21 protein-coding genes and 1 pseudogene are annotated in these 17596 nt (G+C 55.9%); 12 read left to right on the top strand and 10 right to left on the bottom strand.

Going from position 1 to position 17596, the window contains the following annotated elements; translation table 11 throughout:
• Nucleotides 1-8 precede the first annotated feature (8 nt).
• Both ACZ889_RS16055 and ACZ889_RS16050 read right to left on the bottom strand, forming a co-directional pair.
• Nucleotides 9-1676, bottom strand: coding sequence for an SIR2 family NAD-dependent protein deacylase (locus ACZ889_RS16055; RefSeq protein WP_014861411.1), 1668 nt, complete (start codon nucleotides 1674-1676; stop codon nucleotides 9-11).
• Nucleotides 1677-2002: 326 nt separating this feature from the next.
• Nucleotides 2003-2347, bottom strand: coding sequence for a hypothetical protein (locus ACZ889_RS16050; RefSeq protein ID WP_014861410.1), 345 nt, complete (start codon nucleotides 2345-2347; stop codon nucleotides 2003-2005).
• Between the two features lie 622 nt (nucleotides 2348-2969).
• Here ACZ889_RS16050 and ACZ889_RS16045 point away from each other — a divergent pair.
• Entirely contained in the window at nucleotides 2970-3278 is a 309-nt protein-coding gene (locus tag ACZ889_RS16045) for a hypothetical protein (protein WP_135007191.1), read from the top strand.
• Nucleotides 3279-3383: 105 nt separating this feature from the next.
• On the opposite strand, the gene ACZ889_RS16040 is transcribed toward ACZ889_RS16045, so the two are convergent.
• Nucleotides 3384-4301 (bottom strand): abortive infection family protein, encoded by a 918-nt coding sequence (locus ACZ889_RS16040; protein WP_476257554.1) that lies wholly within the window; start codon nucleotides 4299-4301, stop codon nucleotides 3384-3386.
• A 200-nt stretch (nucleotides 4302-4501) separates the two neighbouring features.
• Between ACZ889_RS16040 and ACZ889_RS16035 the strand changes: the two genes are divergently transcribed.
• Entirely contained in the window at nucleotides 4502-5035 is a 534-nt protein-coding gene (locus ACZ889_RS16035; protein WP_476257553.1) for a hypothetical protein, read from the top strand.
• A gap of 343 nt (nucleotides 5036-5378) precedes the next feature.
• Here the strand turns inward: ACZ889_RS16035 and ACZ889_RS16030 are convergent, their stop codons facing one another.
• Complete coding sequence (locus tag ACZ889_RS16030) at nucleotides 5379-5798, bottom strand: hypothetical protein (protein WP_128573802.1); 420 nt, start codon at nucleotides 5796-5798, stop codon at nucleotides 5379-5381.
• A gap of 431 nt (nucleotides 5799-6229) precedes the next feature.
• Here ACZ889_RS16030 and ACZ889_RS16025 point away from each other — a divergent pair, with 431 nt between their 5' ends.
• Entirely contained in the window at nucleotides 6230-7498 is a 1269-nt protein-coding gene (locus tag ACZ889_RS16025; RefSeq protein WP_476257552.1) for a DUF4145 domain-containing protein, read from the top strand.
• Between the two features lie 373 nt (nucleotides 7499-7871).
• Here the strand turns inward: ACZ889_RS16025 and ACZ889_RS16020 are convergent, their stop codons facing one another.
• The 3 genes from ACZ889_RS16020 to ACZ889_RS16010 are packed head-to-tail and all read right to left on the bottom strand — an operon-like array spanning nucleotide 7872 to nucleotide 9371.
• A complete protein-coding gene (locus ACZ889_RS16020) occupies nucleotides 7872-8339 on the bottom strand; it encodes a hypothetical protein (protein ID WP_135007189.1) in 468 nt (155 codons plus the stop codon).
• A 32-nt stretch (nucleotides 8340-8371) separates the two neighbouring features.
• Nucleotides 8372-8959 carry a hypothetical protein gene (locus tag ACZ889_RS16015; protein WP_476257551.1) on the bottom strand — a complete coding sequence of 196 codons (588 nt, stop codon included), beginning with the start codon at nucleotides 8957-8959 and terminating at the stop codon, nucleotides 8372-8374.
• A 1-nt stretch (nucleotide 8960) separates the two neighbouring features.
• Complete coding sequence (locus tag ACZ889_RS16010) at nucleotides 8961-9371, bottom strand: hypothetical protein (RefSeq protein ID WP_128573800.1); 411 nt, start codon at nucleotides 9369-9371, stop codon at nucleotides 8961-8963.
• Between the two features lie 187 nt (nucleotides 9372-9558).
• Here ACZ889_RS16010 and ACZ889_RS16005 point away from each other — a divergent pair, with 187 nt between their 5' ends.
• Entirely contained in the window at nucleotides 9559-9849 is a 291-nt protein-coding gene (locus tag ACZ889_RS16005) for a helix-turn-helix domain-containing protein (RefSeq protein ID WP_245150103.1), read from the top strand.
• Between the two features lie 226 nt (nucleotides 9850-10075).
• On the opposite strand, the gene ACZ889_RS16000 is transcribed toward ACZ889_RS16005, so the two are convergent.
• Nucleotides 10076-10303: a hypothetical protein gene (locus ACZ889_RS16000; protein ID WP_014861405.1), complete on the bottom strand. Its 228-nt coding sequence runs from the start codon at nucleotides 10301-10303 to the stop codon at nucleotides 10076-10078.
• A gap of 128 nt (nucleotides 10304-10431) precedes the next feature.
• On the opposite strand from ACZ889_RS16000, the gene ACZ889_RS15995 reads away from it, so the two are divergent.
• Together ACZ889_RS15995 and ACZ889_RS15990 are read left to right on the top strand one after the other, a co-directional pair.
• A complete protein-coding gene (locus tag ACZ889_RS15995) occupies nucleotides 10432-11370 on the top strand; it encodes a LysR substrate-binding domain-containing protein (RefSeq protein WP_128573797.1) in 939 nt (312 codons plus the stop codon).
• Nucleotides 11363-11722, top strand: a complete 360-nt coding sequence (locus ACZ889_RS15990; protein WP_047605158.1) for an MmcQ/YjbR family DNA-binding protein — start codon at nucleotides 11363-11365, stop codon at nucleotides 11720-11722. Before ACZ889_RS15995 ends, ACZ889_RS15990 begins: the two co-directional genes overlap by 8 nt.
• 58 nt (nucleotides 11723-11780) lie before the next feature.
• On the opposite strand, the gene ACZ889_RS15985 is transcribed toward ACZ889_RS15990, so the two are convergent.
• Together ACZ889_RS15985 and ACZ889_RS15980 are read right to left on the bottom strand one after the other, a co-directional pair.
• Entirely contained in the window at nucleotides 11781-12194 is a 414-nt protein-coding gene (locus ACZ889_RS15985) for a DUF1294 domain-containing protein (protein ID WP_180688200.1), read from the bottom strand.
• Nucleotides 12187-13017, bottom strand: coding sequence for an undecaprenyl-diphosphate phosphatase (locus ACZ889_RS15980; protein ID WP_003253910.1), 831 nt, complete (start codon nucleotides 13015-13017; stop codon nucleotides 12187-12189). Before ACZ889_RS15980 ends, ACZ889_RS15985 begins: the two co-directional genes overlap by 8 nt.
• Before the next feature lie 300 nt (nucleotides 13018-13317).
• On the opposite strand from ACZ889_RS15980, the pseudogene mcpP reads away from it, so the two are divergent.
• The 6 genes and pseudogenes from mcpP to ACZ889_RS15950 form a co-directional block, all read left to right on the top strand.
• Nucleotides 13318-14079: pseudogene (mcpP, locus tag ACZ889_RS15975) on the top strand (methyl-accepting chemotaxis protein McpP); the annotation flags it as partial.
• A 138-nt stretch (nucleotides 14080-14217) separates the two neighbouring features.
• Nucleotides 14218-14952, top strand: a complete 735-nt coding sequence (locus ACZ889_RS15970; protein WP_404940839.1) for a methyl-accepting chemotaxis protein — start codon at nucleotides 14218-14220, stop codon at nucleotides 14950-14952.
• A gap of 182 nt (nucleotides 14953-15134) precedes the next feature.
• Nucleotides 15135-15701, top strand: a complete 567-nt coding sequence (pnuC, locus tag ACZ889_RS15965; protein WP_180688202.1) for a nicotinamide riboside transporter PnuC — start codon at nucleotides 15135-15137, stop codon at nucleotides 15699-15701.
• Nucleotides 15698-16267, top strand: coding sequence for an AAA family ATPase (locus tag ACZ889_RS15960; protein WP_180688203.1), 570 nt, complete (start codon nucleotides 15698-15700; stop codon nucleotides 16265-16267). The genes pnuC and ACZ889_RS15960 overlap by 4 nt, the downstream gene beginning before the upstream one ends.
• A 297-nt stretch (nucleotides 16268-16564) precedes the next feature.
• Nucleotides 16565-17002: a hypothetical protein gene (locus tag ACZ889_RS15955; protein ID WP_180688204.1), complete on the top strand. Its 438-nt coding sequence runs from the start codon at nucleotides 16565-16567 to the stop codon at nucleotides 17000-17002.
• A gap of 1 nt (nucleotide 17003) precedes the next feature.
• Complete coding sequence (locus ACZ889_RS15950; RefSeq protein WP_180688205.1) at nucleotides 17004-17582, top strand: adhesin; 579 nt, start codon at nucleotides 17004-17006, stop codon at nucleotides 17580-17582.
• Nucleotides 17583-17596: the final 14 nt, after the last annotated feature.

Below are 17596 nucleotides of genomic sequence, written 5' to 3'. Positions count from 1 at the left end.
GACCCACCCTACCCTGATGTCGTTCCTAACGTCGGTGTAACCGGGAAGCTGTCCACTATTTTGACAATCCCATCAACGATAGTTTTAGCCAGCCGTTGAGAGACATCCACATCCCCACTAGAATGCACAATGCTGTTTCTAACGTGAATCCACTCATGCAAGCTAGAGAGCCACTCAGGTTGAATCACGCCTCGGATGGCTGCACTTTTGATCAGCCTTAGCAGGGACAAGTGAGGCCTTGAGGCAACGTCCTCATCTCTAAATCGCATCACGCTTCGCAGCTCACCCTCAAGATAGGTGATTGCCGAAACGATAGCTGCACGATACTCCTTCACTCTCAGAAGTCGGCGCGCCTCACCCAGCTGGGAATCACGATCTGACGGGAGCACTTTTTCCAGGGTTGCGATGAGATCGATCGCGAAATCCTCTGATTGAGAAGTCAACAGATCTGGCCGATAAATTACCTTCACGCCTTCCAACGCGGTGGGTAACTGTTGACCCTCTCGCATCACCACGATCAATTCGAGAGGCCTTCCCTCTCTCCTTCTTGACGCTGCACGGCTGATGGCCATTTTCAGTTCAACCATCGTCCAGTTGGACGACAGATCAATGACCATCGCGATGGAACGGTCGATAAGCGCATCCAGCTTCGCAATCACCATATCCCCGGGGGAGATAATGCCATCGGCCGTAATCGGGACAAGATTGATGTCCTCCAGCGCCGGGAAGACCTGGTCCTTGTAGAAAGGCAGAACCTCCAAGGGCAGCGAGAAGAAACAGAGCCGCGATGGCGCTGAACGCGGTAGCGACAGCTCTTGCATCGCCCGCTCTTCAGTCGGTTTCATCACAGTGAAGGCTTCGTCCCTCAGCAGCTCTCGAAGCTCATCGAACGCGGCAGCCAGGATCTCTCCGTACTTGTCCCGCGTACCTGGGAGGTTTATCACCTTCACTCCGCGACGCTCGAATCGGGAGATATCAGATTGATTAGCGCCGACGACGATGGTGTAGGCAAATCGTCTAGTACGTCCCAAGCGCTGCGAGACCACGTGCCAGATCTGCCGGAAATCCGGGTCATCCAGGCTGTAGCCAACCAATACCGCCGTCTTGGTGATCAAAAGATTGGCTAGGTAGGTTGCGAACAGCGGATAGTTCGCGAGGAAGCCATCATAGTCAGCCTCCGTGACCACCATCCTTCTTGGATGGTGAAGATCGCCATGTAGCTTGAGCAGGTTCACCCCGGCCTTGGATGAATTCAGCGACAGCTGCTCCTCTTCAAGAATGGGATAAACGACGTTGGGCCCGAGCCGGTACTCCTGCTCCAGCAGAAAATCGAAGTTCGTTGTGCAGACGATATCGAATGGGATGGAGCAAAAGCTCTTGTGCGCCGCCCCTGGCTGCGCTTCGTGGATCAGCAGCACCTGCGTGAGCTTGTCCATCAACCTCGCGCGCCCCAGCTCATGCTCGTAAGCTGAGATCGCATCCAAAGCGCCACTGGAATTGAAGTCAATTAAGTCGTCTTCGAGGAGCTTACCAAGCTCTCCCCAGAGCGGTGGTCTTTGACCTGATGTGACGTGGGCATTCAGAGACATACCAGCGCCGATGATCGGCAGCCATCTGCCGTTGACGAGGTCGTCGAGGACAGGCTTGGGGAAGTATTTGAGGTAGGTTGTGGTCACTGCTAGATCCCTCTTGAGCAGCGCCGAACGATATCAGTAACGGCGTTTAGATGTCACGCCCCACGCCTCCATAGGGTGCTTGAAACAAGGCAGAGAAACTTGATCTCACAAGCCTTAAATGAGCTTGAAATCCTGGCTGCGCTCAACGTCCGTACAGACGAAAGTGATACACAAACGGAAGGAGTACAGATGTACTCTTACCTCACAACCATCGTTTCGATAAAGGCGCACCACCAGCAGAATCGGAGCAAGCCCATGCTTATTGCACATAATGGGCGGGGCCTTTTCATAAAATCCACGGCCGGTGAAATCAGGCCCCGCACACATTAATTAGCGCTTGGTTTTCCGTAACCCAAGACACAAGCGACTATTCGCTCTTCCCAACGCCTCCGCAATTCGACACCTTGGAGTTTTTTCAAGAGTGCATCTACCTCAATGGGGCGAGCCTTGAGGCTGGGCTCAAGGTCGCGCAGTCGCATCATGGTAGTCCGCCGCCCTTTCTTCTGTAGTAGTTCAGCACTTCGAGGACGCACCAACTCAAGCCAAAGATCGGCCAAATGCCCCCAGTCAGGCGTGAGATCACCTGAACCCATATCGAACATTTCCAGGAACTGCTTGATCTGCTCGGCTTCATCCTCGGAGGATATCCAGTTCGGATCGCGTATCCACATCGCCACCGCCCAGCGGAACTGATCAATCGCGCTCTGCTTCTTTTATCACGCTCAAGGTGGCTAGGAATTTCTGAAGCTCGCCCATAGCTGCTCGGGTTGGGTTAAGGGTGTGAGCTTCGGCCGGCAGGCGCTCCCTAAGGTGCTTAACAATCTCGCGCAAATCCACAACCGGTTGCTCAGCTAAACCTGGAAGCAGAATCCATCTTGGTGCACGTGCGCGCTCGCCAGCCAAGCAAAGAAAGACTTTTCACGCAACCTTAAGGTGGCAGCCGCCCAATACGAAGAGGCTGCACTACGTGATCGGCGCGCTCCTCACTGGAAACATTTGCTTACCATTTGGCCTAGCGGAGCGAACGCAACTTATTTGCAACAACTTCAGGTATGGATTTTATCCGAAAGGGCTAGCGTGAAATGAAATGTTTATTGTGGTAGTCGCGCGCACACGATGGCAAAAATGCAAGTTTTTCGCTATTAAATAATTGCAATGCCAAGTGAAATATATCGGTTGAATCTTGCTTTTCCATCCATTATAAAAACACAGCCCCCTCTAGCGAGGCGGAGCATCAACTCCATTCTATTTTGCCCTTAATCGGCGAGAGGCATTCCTATGTATTGTTATTTCATGCTCACGTACTCTGTACACCAAAACATCCCCAAGAACCAAAGATCTGAGGACTATGCAGATTTTGTAAGAAAGGAGATTGCTGACTTCGACAAAGTATGGGATAAGGTTGCACATATTGAGACTACGTTTACCGGCATCTTGACAGTTGCCGGCATTACTGATGCAGATCGCAAGGCTGACGCGCGCAAGCAAGTTCGAGCTAAAATTTCACCTATCCTTAAAAAAGTTCCTGACACGTATCTGCCAACAGTGAATGTCGCACTGATGCTGGAAGACAACGGTAGTTTTATTGAGTTCGAAATTTAATGGTTTCGAATACCCCCTGTAATAAGGGCGCACGGCACAACAGGACAGCCATCATCATTGTTTCGGTGATGGCTGTTTTTTATTGTAAATTTAAGTTCGCGCGACCTAGTCGTCGAGCGGGGTAGCTGACTCGGCTTTTAATACTCTTTCGGTTTGCTTGAGGATAAATGCTGAACCGGCACCGGCCAAGTGGTTTATTAGCTGCGCTACCTCTACCCCAGGAGCGGAATATCCTTCGTTTTTTCCGTGAGCGGTGCTGCTGGAGTTTCTTGTGGTCCCTACCCCATGAAAAATAGTCCCTAGCCCCGACAGTGATTGCAAGACACCACCTTCGGCACTGGTTACTTCACGTAGTTTCTTAACCATCCGCGCTGTTAGCTTATCAACTGGCATCGTCTCATGGCCTACATCGCCTAGCTGTTTCAGACAAGCCTTCAGGACTGTTTCTAGGTGTGAAGAGCTACGAGCGATGGAATCCTCGGGGTCGCTTTCGACTACCGCCCGGGCTTTCTGCCATGATTCAAGCAGAGTTGGATCCTGTTCAAATTTCTCAGACAGATCAGCATCAATCTGGGCCTTTTCAGCTGCTACGAATTTTGTAAGCCATTCGTTCGCACTGGAGAAAAGCGTGTGCTCCTCCTCCAAGGTGTCAGAAATGTCTGCGACAAGAGAGTCTAGGTATTCAGGTCCACTCAGAAGTGCCAGCCAGCTGAGTTCAACCGCGTCCAACTCGTAGTCATCCTGTTTGGTATCGTCACTGTAGTCTGAGAAACTACTGGTTCTGACCATAAGCTTGGTGCCGTTGAAAAAGAGCCAAGCTACGCGCCCTCCGCTAAAGCCACTCTCCTCGTGTTCCCAGGTAGAAACTGTCACATACTTACTGGAGCCCCGGCACCCGAGACCATCCATCAAGCCCAAAAGCTTTTCCTCGAATGCTTTTAGCCTCTCGAAGAGAATCCGCCGCTCGTTTTTTACCCTCGCAGACAGGGCTGCCAACCCCGCCATCCCATCGTTCTTCCCCATGCCTTCCCTGCCTCCATCCGAAAGCGATGTTGTACAGGAGCCCAGCGGAAATTTCGACTCAGCCGCGCCAGAACTAAACTGAAGGCATTCTCACAGCGCTTACCGCTCTAGCCGTCAACGCGAAGCGCGCCTGGGGGTGATATAGAACCGCTTGCGTGATAACACCTGCCCCTCGATACCGCAGAGGAGCCCCTCCCGTTATGATTGCTGTCGGAAGTCTGATCTGTGAGGGAACGAAAATGACTGACGGAATGCTCGGTTTCATCGGAGGAATTTTAGCCGCTCTCGTAGGGGCAATCATTGCTGCGATCATCCAGCGAGCTAATGAGCATCGCAAAGAAAAAAATGCAGTCCGGCACGCTGTGTACATGCTATTGCTGGAGCTGAATCAGCAGTATTTTTGGGTGGCATCCGCTGAAGCGAGCGGCGACGAGCCCCCTCAAGAAATGCTTGATGCTTGCCGGAAAACGTCCTGGACAATTGCTGACAAATTACGGTCCTTTGACCAAGTCGAGCACCTGGAAGAAACCCTCACAATTCTCTTCAGTTCGTCGATCCCAACCGCAAATGAACGAGCAAACCGTCTAGATAACCTGTTGGACAGGTATGGTGAGCTGGTCAACCCAACATACGCAAAAGCCATCAAAAAAATCAGCAAGGATAACGTTATCGGGCAAGCGCAACGCGGGACTATGAAGACTAACGCTCCAGGGGCGGCCTACTACTCCCGATAGGGTCTTGCCCTTTTGACTCGGAGCCTTTTCGGCCATCGTGGCCAGCCGCAACGTCAGCGGGTGCCTCATCATTGCCTTCGAGATTGCGAAGGAGGTACGCGCTCTCAGCGCAGTAGTGGAATCCGGCTCTCAGCCGGATTTTCTCTAGCTCTCCCTCGGAGACCTGCCCTTTTGCTTCCTCATACGCTCTTAAGGACAAAGTCGCCTCTTCACAGACGCGAAGTTCTTCGTCTACGTCCCTTGCATCTCGGGTGCTTACAGCGGCGGCCTCTGCAAATTCCTCATGCGATAGATCGTAGTTTGAACCTTACTTAACGCCTCCGGACTTTGGGATGATCCAGTCTCACACTGAAGCGCTGCGCTCCGCTGCTTGCTTGGATAAGCCGTCCAGGATGCCGCAAATCTGATTGTCAGTCAGCGCATACTTGGGTACAAACTCCATCCCGTGCGGCAACGTTCCCGGCGGACATAGCAAAGCTCCTTTACCTTCGCCAAAGTAGCGGTTGATGAAGATCTGGAGATGGCTTGGCTTAGGGGTGTTGTAGGCACTACGGAAAATCGAGAGATCGCAGATCACGTTGTCGACCATAACCCAAGCGTGGCCATCCCAAGTCGCCTCAACAACCTCACCGTCGTAGGTTGCAGCTGGAATATTGCCTCGGCATTCGAATGCGAAACACCCATCGACTTCCAGGTCTCCAAGAACCACAACGGCGGGAACACAAAGTGAGTTGAGAATCGCCGCAAAGCCCGTACTCACCATCACGCACGACCCGAAAGATGGCGGGATTGCATCCAGCGTTTGCCTGGCCGCCTAGATGATCACATCGGTATCAGCAATCTGGAAATTCGCATATTCGGCGTACGCTTCTTCACCTCGATCGCGGGTGATGATTTTCTGAAGGGTGCAAGCCATAGGCGTCCTTTCTCTGTGGCTAATGTGGGTAGGAATAGCTGACGTCGGCGACTATTCCGGTGCCTAGTTTCAGGTGCTACCGCAGCATTGGTGGCCTAGGGTAGCATTTCGATTACTTGGTTTGAGGAGGAAAAGCGCTGTTTATCCCCAGGCGACGTTCGATCTCACTCCGATCACCTTCTGCTAGCAACATGTCATGGGCGAACTGCGCAGTTTGGGCTTTGTAGCGCTCCCAGACTTTTCACTGCGAGGGGGTGAACTCATCGGTACCAAGCTCAATGAAGTCGATAGCAGCTGCCAGATATTCGAAGGCCGTCGCGCATCAGGCAATAGAAATTTTCTGTGGTGACGCCACTTCTGGTAACAAAGCAAGCTTGCCTGAATCCTTTTCACGCATTAGCGATTCCTCTAACGGGCTCCTGAAGCTGCCGCATCACACCGGCCGCCGAAAAGGCCTGCGACGAATTGTCAAAAATCCTTACCATGGTAGCAATGGACATCCCTGTATTGAAGAAAGAGATAATTACTGCGTATCATCGGCCATTTCGCAAGGCGCTCGCTCTAGCAACCACCTCAAGGAGCTGTCCATGCAGGAAGCTGATCACCCACCATTGATGCCTCAGAGTGCGTTCGACTATTACCTAGACGAACGGGATGCCTCGCGCCTTTATCTGAAGGCCGGGAGCATCCGCAATTGCTTGGAAAACCTTTTCAGAACTGTCCTCATTCACCTTGTGGGTGATAAGGATGTTGGAGCCGTGCGGACCGCAAATCTCTCTAAGCGCATTGACCTTCTCAAACACTTCTTCCCATGGGATGTCATTGACTCGCTCCACCGCATTCGGAAATTGGGCAACGATGGTGCCCATGAGGAAAATCACAAGAAGCTATCAAACGAGCGAATCCGAGCTGGTCTGCGCGATCTAGGCCTAGTCTGTGAGTGGACAATCCTCACGTACTTTAAAAAACACGGACTCAGATCGAAGGCTTGGGTTGCCACGTTATTCAGCATTTTGCCTCCAGTCTACCGTGTTCGAATCCTGAAGCAGTTGGTCGCCGCCAACACGCTTGACAAAGCGCAAGTCTTTGCCCAGCAGACGATCACAATGGAGTGGAATCAGCGGAGGGAGCAGGAAAATGCTATCAGGTTCAGCCAGGGGCTCCCCTTCAATGAGCAATTACCAGAGGAAACCGAGGACGAGGCGAAGATCTCGAATTTTTTGCTGATCATCAACAAACTCGCAGTGGCGCTTGTGAAGAACCAGCAGTTCGGTGAGGGCTGCCAATTTCTCTATGACATGCACAAGCAGGGTTGGATTACAGATGCAAATGCAGGCTACATGTTCAGAGAATTGCAGAGTTTGCAGGCCAGCTTACATCAATTTTCGATCGCGACCACCTTGGAAGAAGCTCGTCGAAACCTTCAAAAGGTACTTCCTCTTATAGAAAAGGAGGAAAGCGCTCTTTTCACCACCTTGTTTTCTGCGATCGTCTTGGGGCGTCCAGAGGATCTGGAAGGTCATGATGTTGACGGTAAATCAGATTAGGGGGTGGCTGGGCCTAAGGGACATTGCGCCCGCTTGAAATCGCGGTCACCATCGCCCTTAATGCTGGACTTCGGAAGGTGCATTCGCCGGACCCTTAAGTCACTGTGGTACGCTGCGCCGTTGTGCACCTACTCCCTATCACCCAGATGCAACGGTCGAGATTCACATGCGCGATACTACGCGCACGTAGTCTGATGCCATATAGATGGGGGGCGGAATGTGCGTACGGCCTCATTGAACCGCCCCATAGCCATCCGTGGCGAAACACCAACGGTCGAGTTTTAGCTTTCTGCAAAGAAGTGCAAGTGCTGTCCATAGGACCATTAGCGGACACGTTTAACCGAGATGTTCGGTCAAGAAGAGCATTTAAGCTCTAGAAATCATCTGCAAAGTAGCCCCATTTCGACATCAGTTCGTCTACTGCCAACGAAATCCTCGATTCGGCCATCAACTCCGCCCGTGTAAAACTGAGAGCTACAGCAACGGCCATCGCGAAGTCATCCAGATCAGAAGGGGGATAGGGCCAGACCTGGATATTCATAACAGCCGAGTCGAAGGGTCGACAGCTTTCTACTTTTTCCACCACGCTGCGGATGCAGAGCCAGTCTTCCAAAGACAATGCGTACGTCTTCTGACTCCCATCTCCAATCATCGTGTGCATGGTTAAATAGGACTCACCAGCCGCCGCCAATCCTGGATGGCTAAAGCATTGCGCACTGAATGACATCAATCTTGGAGACGAGACCAGGCTACGGACGATCCTGAAATCAACCTTACCTTGTTGAAAATCCCCATCAAGCAGTCTGCGCAGACGCCCTTCAAGCCCCTGTTCGTTCGCCATGACGATGTGAGATCGATATAGAGATTTGAGCTTCACACCCCTACCCCGCCATCGAGCCTTCTGATGAACACATAGATCTCCTCACATCCCTCACTCGATGCCAGAAGCTCAAAGGGGCGACGACCACCAAGCCCCAGGCACTCTTGGTTCACCCAGCCGATGGAATGCTCCTTAAAGAACCAAAGCAGCAATGCTACGGTCTTGGCATAGCTGTCGATGTAGCCTTGTTTACTGCCGGCAAGGTGCTTCGCCGCATCTTGGTCTTGATGCAAGTGACAGCGCGTGCGAAGCCACCCTTGGCGCTCACTAACACTGCCCAGGCCACCACAAATCTCACAAACACAGCCAGAGACCAGCTCTGCGATATCGAGCGCTCGATCAATCACTTCGTCGCCCCCATGCTGATAGATACGTAGCAGCCCGAATTTTTCCTTAACGTCAACGACCTCTATCTCCAGTCGTTGCAGCTCGGCGTAGCGCTCCACGACCTGTAGATTGGAGGCAATGAGGTCAAACCATCCATTCATGCACTCGAAGGTAATAGCTTCTTCCTGATGGCCCTGCTTTCTGAAAAGGCTAGCGTGCCGAGACACCAACCCAAGCTCCAATAGCCTATACATATCAGTGCTCCGTTTTAGACCAGAGCGTCTTGGCCGAAGCATTCGCAAACTCTTTGGGATAAATTTTTCCGTCACTCAGCTCATACAAGTATTTGGGACCGACTGACCGGATCTCCTTCAGATCCTCCATAAGCCAAGAGCCACTTCCGTTCATCCACGGCGGAGAAACCAGCTGGATACTTCGGATGAAGCCATCCGGGGCATCTCTGGTCGCTAGCCCCAAGAGATAAGGTGCGATCGGAACCATGAGCTGTTGGACGCTGACGACCTCCTCATCATCGGTAGTTTCGTAGGTGACGTAGAACCATTCATGGTTCGATGTTTGAGAAATGTAGGCCCATCGGTGGGTGCCCTCCTCAGGATCGAAATAGATGCTGGGCTGCAACCGGGCTTGGTCGTTAGTTTCGAACATATTATTAGCTACCTTATCGATGATCAGAATAATGCATCAGCGACCGGAGCCATCGCTGAGCCATCACCTGGCGTAGGTTGGAGCACCAAAAACGGCACGGAAACGCGAAAAAAGCATGAACAGGAATTATAGTTCCTGTTCGTTCGCGAACGCAACGTGTTGAATACTCGCTTTTGGGCGATCACGAATGGACTACAACGAAGCTTTTGGAAGCGTTTTCCGCTCCCTGCGACTGTATAGAGGGCTCACCCAAGAGGCGTTCCAACCCATAGCAACCGATCGTTATATCCGTAACATTGAAAAGGCCAAGCAGACCCCAACCGTCGACATGGTACGTGCGCTATGCGACAAGCTAGGAGTCAGCCCTGTCACGTTGATGGCTCTGGCTGAGTCGAAACATAAAGAACGAAATCTTGAAGACTTGATGAAAATCGCGACTACAGAAGCTCGTGACATTAATAAAGATATTTCTTTATGAGTAAATTTTAGATTTTTATATGCTTTGAAAAAGTGATGCCCATTCAATGGGAAAATCGCCATGCATCCATTCCGTTCACCAGCCAGATTTAGAGGGCGCGTGGGGACGCAACAACTTACCGGTCACTAGCGTTTAATCAACGAAAATAAGTCGCTCTTATTGTATATGCAATCAAGTCAGCCAGAAAAAGTTTTCCTATAATAAAGAGAAATGGCCTGACGAAGCTCTACTCAATGCGCTCCAGCGACTCAGCAATGATGTGAGCGTCATCGATCGAGTCAACCAAGGCCTGCAACTGCTTGAACGTGCCATCGGTGCGGAGCGACACCTCGACATCTGGAAAGCACTGATCAGGCTGAAGGGTGCAGCATTCGATGCGGTGTTTGAGGGTCAGTGCCCCTAGGAAAGCGAAAACGTCGCCTAGGCATTCCGCTCTGAAGGTGTATGTGTTCATGATTTTCTTCCTGCAACAGGATGGTGGCTATGCTGATTTCTGACGATGCTGGGCCATTAGCGGCAGGCTGAGGCCGAGGAGCCTCATTTTGCCCATGGTCAAAATGGATTTAGGTGATTTTTCTTTTTATGTCAGTCAGTTACGCTGGATTTGATCTTGGTAATCCCCACAAAAACAGCTACCTCTTCTACTTCGCGCGCGTCGTCGAAGCCGGCGGATTCGCCGCCGCCGGGCGCCAGCTGGGTATCCCCAAGTCGCGCCTGTCGCGGCGTATCGCCGAGCTTGAAGAACGCCTGGGCACACGCCTGTTGCAGCGCACCACACGGCAACTCAAGCTCACCGCAGTAGGTGAACGTTACTTGCATCATTGTCAGGCCATGCTGCTGGAGGCCGAAGCCGCCGACGAAACCGTGGCCAGCATGAGCAGTGAACCGCGCGGGCGTTTGCGGGTTTCCTGCCCGGTGGCACTGGCACACGCCTTCCTGCCGGATGTGATCAGCCGCTTTCTCGAGCAGTACCCGCTGGTGCAACTGGACATGGTATTGCTCAACCGCCGGGTCGACCTGATTTCCGAAGGCATTGACGTAGCGTTGCGCGTACGCGACCTGGGCGACGAAGACCCGGCCCTGGTCACCCGCCGCCTGCGCCAGGCACAAATGCAACTGGTGGCTGCACCCGGTTTTGCCGACCACATTCGCGAACCGGGCGAGCTGGCATCATTGCCCGTGCTGGGCGCAGCCGAAGCGGACCGGCTGGTACACTTCCGCCTGTTCGGCCCCCATGGCAAGCAGCAGGAAATAGCGCTGGAGCCACGCTTGGCGATCGATGATTTCGTAGTACGTAACGCTGCTGTACGTGCCGGGCTGGGGTTCACTGCGCTGCCCAGCATGTTCTGTGAAGAGGAACTGGAACGCGGCGAACTGGTGCGCCTGCTGCCAGACTGGTCGCTGCCGGGTGGCTACCTGCAGGCGGTTTACCCACACCGGCGCGGCCTGCTGCCTGCGGTCCGAGTGTGGATCGATCACCTGGCGGCGTCATTCGAGGCTTGTGGAGAGCGGTATGTCTGAACGGAAGATGAGCGAGGCCCAGGTGGCGGCATTTTGTCTGAGCCTGCCGGGGGCGCGGGAAGACTACAAATGGGGCGGCATCCGAGTGTTTTCGGTGGCAGAAAACAAGATGTTCGCGGTGCTCGACCTGGCGGGTGCCGGGTTGTCGTTCAAGGTAGCCGACGAGCTGTTTCTGGGTTATTGCGATCGCCCCGGGATACGGCCGGCGCCGTACCTGGCGCGGGCGCGATGGGTCAGCATGGCGCCGCCCTACCCCATGGGGCGTGATGAACTGTGTGAGGTGTTGCAGCGGTCGCACCAGCTGGTCGTGCGTCGGTTGCCCAAGCGGTTGCAGGTGGGGTTGGTCATGTGATCTACCTGTACCGGCCCTTTCGCGGCATTACCCGCAAAGAGGCCGGCACAACTGCACATCAACCAAGGGGCAGATAACGCCCGTCAAGAAACAGCCAGTCTGCCCAGAACACCTGGTGCACCAGCACAATCCCCCAGCACACCAACTGGAACGACACCTTGCGGGTCTTGTGCCGAAACAGCTGCTGCGCCAATAGCGCCCCCGGCCAACCACCGAGCAGTTCACTGGCATGCAGCACTTTCTCGGGTGTACGCCAGGCCTGGTTACGTGCCTGCCGCTTGTCCTGCCAATACAGCAACAGGCTGATCAGGCTCATGGCCGGGTACAACGCCAATGGCCACCAGGCCTGATCGTTCCAGGCCATGCGCGCCGCCCCCAGGCCGGGCAACAGGCAAAGCACGCCCAACAGCAGCAGCTTCAGGCGCACATTGCGTACGCCTTCAGCCCGTTGCCCACGTAGCGCCTCAGCCATGTGCAGTGGACCAGTCGACCCAACCGAACTGCCAGGTCGCCAGAATGAACAGGCCGAACACAATGCGATACCAGGCAAATGCCGCGTAGCTATGGTTGGCAATGAACTTGAGCAACGCCCGTACGGCAATCATGGCGAAGATGAACGAGGTCACGAAGCCGAGCGCGAACACCGGCAGATCGCCGGGCTGGAACAAGTCACGGTATTTGTAGCCCGAATACACCGCCGCACCGACCATGGTCGGCATTGCCAGGAAGAACGAGAACTCGGTCGCTGCCTTGCGCGACAAGCCGAACAGCAAGCCACCGATAATGGTCGAACCGGAGCGCGACGTGCCCGGGATCATCGCCAGGCACTGGATGAAGCCTATTTTCAGCGCATGGCTCCAGCGCATGTCGTCCACATGGTCCACCTCCACGCGGTGCTCACGGCGCTCGGCCCAGAGCATGATGACGCCCCCCACCACCAAAGCCGCCGCCACGGTGACGGGGTTGAACAGGTATTCGTGAATAAGGTCGGCGAACAGCACACCCAGGACCACCGCCGGCATGAACGCCAGCAGCAGGTTGCCCGTGAAGCGGCGCGCCTTGGGCTGGTGGGTCAGGCCGAAGACCACTTCGAAAATCTTGCTGCGAAACTCCCACACCACCGCCAGGATCGCCGCCAGCTGAATGATGATGTTAAAAGCCATGGCCCGTTCGCCGCCAAAACCGATCAGGTCGGCGACGATAATCTGGTGACCGGTACTGGAGATCGGCAGAAACTCCGTCAGCCCTTCGACCACGCCTAAGATGATTGCCTGGAAGGCAGTCCAAAAATCCATCATTCCCCCGGATGGAGCGCTGCTTGTCGCAGGCCCCTTGTTCTTGATTTGCTTGAAATTGCCTTACACGGCCCGGCTGTTTTACAGCGACTGTTGGGCGCAACGCCAGCGGAAAAGTTCATGCCTGTTAAAGGTTTCATCTTGCGCGGCCGAAATCCTGACAGAGCCCCTTGGCAATTGCTTTACCCGACCCGTTGCAGACTATCACCAACATAGCACTTAGCCATTAGTCGGGTGTGGGCTCGCTGCAAAGCATGCTTCGATGCACCTCAATAAAAAGAACAATGCGGGAGCTGATGGATGAACACTCTGAGATCGATGTCAATCAGTCAGCGCCTGTGGCTGATCCTTGTGGTGGCAGTGGCCATGCTGGTGGTACTGGGCCTGCTGATGCTGCGGCAGATCCATGGCGACCTGTACCAGGCCAAGGCGGAGAAAACCCGCCATGTGGTGCAAACCGCCGCGGGTGTGCTGGCCTATTACCAAGGCCTGGAAGCTGCCGGCACGCTCAGCCGCGAAGCCGCCCAGCAACAGGCGCTGCAGGTAGTGCGCGCGCTGCGCTACGACCATGACGACTATTTCTGGATCAACGACCTGGGGCCGAAGATGATCATGCATCCGGCCAACCCCAAGCTCGACGGCCAGGACCTTTCCGCCATCCGCGACCCCGATGGTTTCGCCGTGTTCAACGAAATGGTCGCCCTTGCCCGCCAGCAGGACGCCGGCCCGGTCAACTATCGCTGGCCCAAGCCCGGCGCCAGTGAGCCGGTAGCCAAGACCTCGTATATTCAGTTGTTCAAGCCGTGGGGCTGGATCATCGGTTCGGGCGTGTACGTCGATGACGTGCAGGCCGAATTCGCTCGCCAGTTGCGCGACGCTTCGCTGGTTGGCGTGGGCATTGCCCTGCTGATGGCGCTGGTGGTCATGCTGATCGCCCGCAGCATCGCCCGCCCGCTGCAGGAAGCGGTGCAGGCGATGGGCAACATCGCCAGCGGCGAAAGCGACCTGACCCGGCGCCTGGACACCCATGGCAGCGACGAGATCACCCACCTGGGCGAGCACTTCAACCGCTTCAACGGCAAACTGCAAGGTGTCGTCGGCCAACTGCAAGGCGCGGCCCACGCATTGGCCCGGTCCGCCGGGCACGTCGGTGACAATGCGGGTGCCGCACAACAGCGCAGTGCCCAGCAATCGTTACAGATGGACCAGGTGGCCACTGCAGTCAATGAGGTGACCTACGCCGTGCAGGACGTGGCCAAGACCGCTGAACAGGCCGCCGGAGAGATGCGGACGGCACAACAACAGGTGACGCACGGCCAGCAGGCCATCCACGGCAGCCTGGCGCAGATCGACCGCCTGTCGCTGACCATCGATGAGGCCGTACAGGTAATCCGCGACCTGGCCGGCCACAGCACGCGCATCGGCGGCGTGCTGGACGTGATTCGTTCCATTGCCGAACAGACCAACCTGCTGGCGCTGAATGCCGCCATCGAGGCTGCACGGGCTGGCGAGCAAGGCCGAGGCTTTGCCGTGGTCGCCGACGAGGTGCGCCTGCTGGCCCAGCGTACAGCACAATCGACGGCCGAGATTCATACCATGATCGAGCACCTGCAGAGTCAGTCGGACGCTGCGGTCAAGGCCATAGACACCAGCAGCGAGGCATCGCGCCAGACTGTCGAACAAGCCCGCGAGGCCGGCGCCAGCCTGGACGCCATCAACCAGGTGCTGAACAACCTCACCGCATTGAATGCCTCCATTGCGAGCGCCACCTTGCAGCAGTCGCATGTGGTCGAAGAGATCAACCGCAATGTGCTGGATACTGCCGGGTTGTCGCAGCAGACCGCCGATGCGGCGCGTCAGTCCAGCGATGCTGGGGTGGCATTGGGGCGGTTGAGCGAAGAGCTGGAGCAGTTGTTGCGGCAGTTCCGGGTCTGAGAACAAGCCCTTTGTAGGAGCGGGGTGCCCGCGAAGAACCAACGCGGTGGGTGGCACCGGCGCTGCCGGTGTTCGCGGGTGAACCCGCTCCTACAAAGGGGTATCCCACCGCTGCGCCCTACACCTTCCCCGGCCGACCCGCTACAATCTCGCCCCTTCCCCGTAGCCTCCAAGGATCGCCGATGTCCGGCCTTGAACTCATTGCCGCCCTCCTCGGCGTAACCGCTGTCTGGCTCACGGTCAAGCAGAACGCCTGGTGCTGGCCAATCGGCCTGGTCATGGTGCTGATTTATGGCTGGCTGTTCTACGAAGTAAAGCTGTACTCGGGCATGTTGCTGCAAGTGGCCTACGCCATCCTGCAACTGTACGGCTGGTGGCAATGGAAGCGCCCCGGCCACGCTGAAGACGCCCGACAGGTCTCCCGTCTGCCACGCCCGGCACTGTTCACCGGCCTGGCCGCCGGGGTGCTGCTGAGCGCCGCCCTGGGCGCGGCCATGGCCAACTGGACCGATGCCGCCCTGCCCTGGCTGGATGCCACCCTGACCGGATTCAGCCTGGTAGCGCAGCTGTGGATGGCGCAGAAACGCCTGCAGTGCTGGCCACTGTGGGTGGTGGTCGACATCATCTATGTGGGCCAATACCTGCATCAGCAGTTGTATTTCACCGCCGGCTTCTTCGCCGTGCTCACCCTGATTGCTGTACGCGGCTGGCTGGAATGGCGCCGCGACCCGGCGTTGGTACAGCCATGAGTGCGCCACAAGCAATGAAAGTGCTGGTACTGTGCGGCCCAGAATCCAGTGGCAAAAGCTGGCTTAGCGGGGTGATCCAGGCACATTTTGGTGGCGTGGTGGTGGGCGAATACGTGCGACATTTCATCGACCAGCAATGCCGTGACACCTGCTACGCCGATATTCCCGCCATCGCCCGCGGGCAACTGGCATGGGAGGACCGTGCGCGTGAGCAGGCGCCCCCGCTGCTAATTCTGGACACCCACCTGCTAAGTAACATGCTCTGGAGCCACGCACTGTTCGACGACTGCCCAACCTGGCTGGAAGAGGCACTGCTGGCACGGCGTTACGACCTGCACCTGTTGCTCAGCCCGCAAGGGGTGGACTGGATTGCCGATGGGCAGCGTTGCCAACCCGACCTCAGCGATCGTCAGCGCTTTTTCGACGACAGCCTGGCCTGGCTGAAGCGGCACAACCAGCCGCGGCAAATACTTGATGGCAATTGGCCTCAGCGCCAATTGCTGGCCTTGCAATCGGTTGCTACGCTCCTTGGTAGCGATGCGCCATCATGCCCGACAGAGTGTTAAACCACTGACACACCCCGGTGGGGCAAAGCCCCCGAAATTGCGGGGCTTCCCCCTGTCCTGGGGGCAGTGTCAAGCCCGTGAAACACACTTGCAAAAACCCTTCCAATCAAGGCCACAGCTGACTTTGCCGGCAACGCGCAGGGCAAGCTGTTTCAAGCCTGAGACAACATGCGCCGCATTTTGTCAGCCTCTTGCCCTAACTATCTGATCTGAAACGTATTCTAAAAAGCGGCACACCTTCTGCTCTATCGTTCGCATCGCTGAACAGGGCCAGCGCTCAAAGAAGGAGTTGCCGTCGTGAGGAAACGTGACAAACACCTCTATCACCTATTACTGGTGGGTTGTGTACTGGGGTCACTCAGCCTGACGGCTCAGGCGGACAAGGGGATCATCATCATCAAGCGCGATGTGCAGGTGCGCAACGCGACCATCCCCCCTCTGATCCCAGACCCGAGCCCTACCACCGTCAATGCCAACCCTTCTGCCCACGTGCTCAAGCAAACCAACGAGCTGAGCGATGGCGACTTCGCTGGCATCAGCAGCGGTGCAGGCATCAGCAACCTGGTCACTCAGCAGACCAACAACCTGGGTGGCAACCTCGGCAACCAGAACCAGCTTCCCAACTTGGCGGGCGGACGCGGCACGGGGTCGGGTAACGGTATCTCGAACATGGTCAACTCGAGCGTGCAGCGTGGCCTCGCGCCGCTGCAGATTCTGACCGGCGGGGGCAAGTGAGATGAAGCGCACACTGCTGATGCTGGCCGCCCTTTGCACTGCACCGGCCTTTGCGCAATCCCTGGTTCCCGTCATCAACAATGCCGATATCGACAGCTCCGGCAGCCGCTATCAGGGCAACCTCACTGTCAACCAGGCCGCTGGTGACAAACAGCAGCAGGTCAATGCGCGCGCTATCGCCGTCGGCCCCGAAGCCAATGCAAGCACCCAGATCCGGCAACGGCTCAACACGCCCGCCGACCCCGCGATGGACGCCCGCTCGACCATCCAGGGCAACGCTTTCAGCAACGGCAGCGGTGCCCTGGGGGTCAACCAGAGCGCAGGTGCCAACACCCAGCAAGCCAACGCACTGAGCATCAGCATTGGTGCACAACCGCAAAGCATCGACGACAGCGTCCTCATGCAACAGAACGTGGCGCTGATCAACAACTCAGGAGCAACTGACATTCCAGCAGGCTATCGCCAGGTCACTACCAGTGACCAGGCCTTCACCGGTAGCCGAGGGGTGATCCAGTTGAACCAGAGTGCCGGGGTGGGAAACCGAATGGCCAACACCTTGAGCATCCGGGTCGCGGATTGACCCTGCAGTTAAGA

Source organism: Pseudomonas sp. TE3895, from assembly GCF_056278855.1.
The sequence above is the reverse complement of the archived record's forward strand: the minus strand, read 5'-3'. Positions and strand labels throughout refer to the sequence as shown.

What these genes read in the sequence shown, in the direction of transcription:
- ACZ889_RS16050 (WP_014861410.1), bottom strand. Translation starts at nt 2,347, where the DNA reads ATGTGGATACGCGATCCGAACTGGATATCCTCCGAGGATGAAGCCGAG.
- ACZ889_RS16045 (WP_135007191.1), top strand. Translation starts at nt 2,970, where the DNA reads ATGCTCACGTACTCTGTACACCAAAACATCCCCAAGAACCAAAGATCT.
- ACZ889_RS16040 (WP_476257554.1), bottom strand. Translation starts at nt 4,301, where the DNA reads ATGGGGAAGAACGATGGGATGGCGGGGTTGGCAGCCCTGTCTGCGAGG.
- ACZ889_RS16035 (WP_476257553.1), top strand. Translation starts at nt 4,502, where the DNA reads ATGATTGCTGTCGGAAGTCTGATCTGTGAGGGAACGAAAATGACTGAC.
- ACZ889_RS16030 (WP_128573802.1), bottom strand. Translation starts at nt 5,798, where the DNA reads ATGGTGAGTACGGGCTTTGCGGCGATTCTCAACTCACTTTGTGTTCCC.
- ACZ889_RS16025 (WP_476257552.1), top strand. Translation starts at nt 6,230, where the DNA reads ATGAAGTCGATAGCAGCTGCCAGATATTCGAAGGCCGTCGCGCATCAG.
- ACZ889_RS16020 (WP_135007189.1), bottom strand. Translation starts at nt 8,339, where the DNA reads ATGGCGAACGAACAGGGGCTTGAAGGGCGTCTGCGCAGACTGCTTGAT.
- ACZ889_RS16015 (WP_476257551.1), bottom strand. Translation starts at nt 8,959, where the DNA reads ATGTATAGGCTATTGGAGCTTGGGTTGGTGTCTCGGCACGCTAGCCTT.
- ACZ889_RS16010 (WP_128573800.1), bottom strand. Translation starts at nt 9,371, where the DNA reads ATGTTCGAAACTAACGACCAAGCCCGGTTGCAGCCCAGCATCTATTTC.
- ACZ889_RS16005 (WP_245150103.1), top strand. Translation starts at nt 9,559, where the DNA reads ATGGACTACAACGAAGCTTTTGGAAGCGTTTTCCGCTCCCTGCGACTG.
- ACZ889_RS16000 (WP_014861405.1), bottom strand. Translation starts at nt 10,303, where the DNA reads ATGAACACATACACCTTCAGAGCGGAATGCCTAGGCGACGTTTTCGCT.
- ACZ889_RS15995 (WP_128573797.1), top strand. Translation starts at nt 10,432, where the DNA reads ATGTCAGTCAGTTACGCTGGATTTGATCTTGGTAATCCCCACAAAAAC.
- ACZ889_RS15990 (WP_047605158.1), top strand. Translation starts at nt 11,363, where the DNA reads ATGTCTGAACGGAAGATGAGCGAGGCCCAGGTGGCGGCATTTTGTCTG.
- ACZ889_RS15985 (WP_180688200.1), bottom strand. Translation starts at nt 12,194, where the DNA reads ATGGCTGAGGCGCTACGTGGGCAACGGGCTGAAGGCGTACGCAATGTG.
- ACZ889_RS15980 (WP_003253910.1), bottom strand. Translation starts at nt 13,017, where the DNA reads ATGGATTTTTGGACTGCCTTCCAGGCAATCATCTTAGGCGTGGTCGAA.
- ACZ889_RS15970 (WP_404940839.1), top strand. Translation starts at nt 14,218, where the DNA reads ATGGACCAGGTGGCCACTGCAGTCAATGAGGTGACCTACGCCGTGCAG.
- pnuC (WP_180688202.1), top strand. Translation starts at nt 15,135, where the DNA reads ATGTCCGGCCTTGAACTCATTGCCGCCCTCCTCGGCGTAACCGCTGTC.
- ACZ889_RS15960 (WP_180688203.1), top strand. Translation starts at nt 15,698, where the DNA reads ATGAGTGCGCCACAAGCAATGAAAGTGCTGGTACTGTGCGGCCCAGAA.
- ACZ889_RS15950 (WP_180688205.1), top strand. Translation starts at nt 17,004, where the DNA reads ATGAAGCGCACACTGCTGATGCTGGCCGCCCTTTGCACTGCACCGGCC.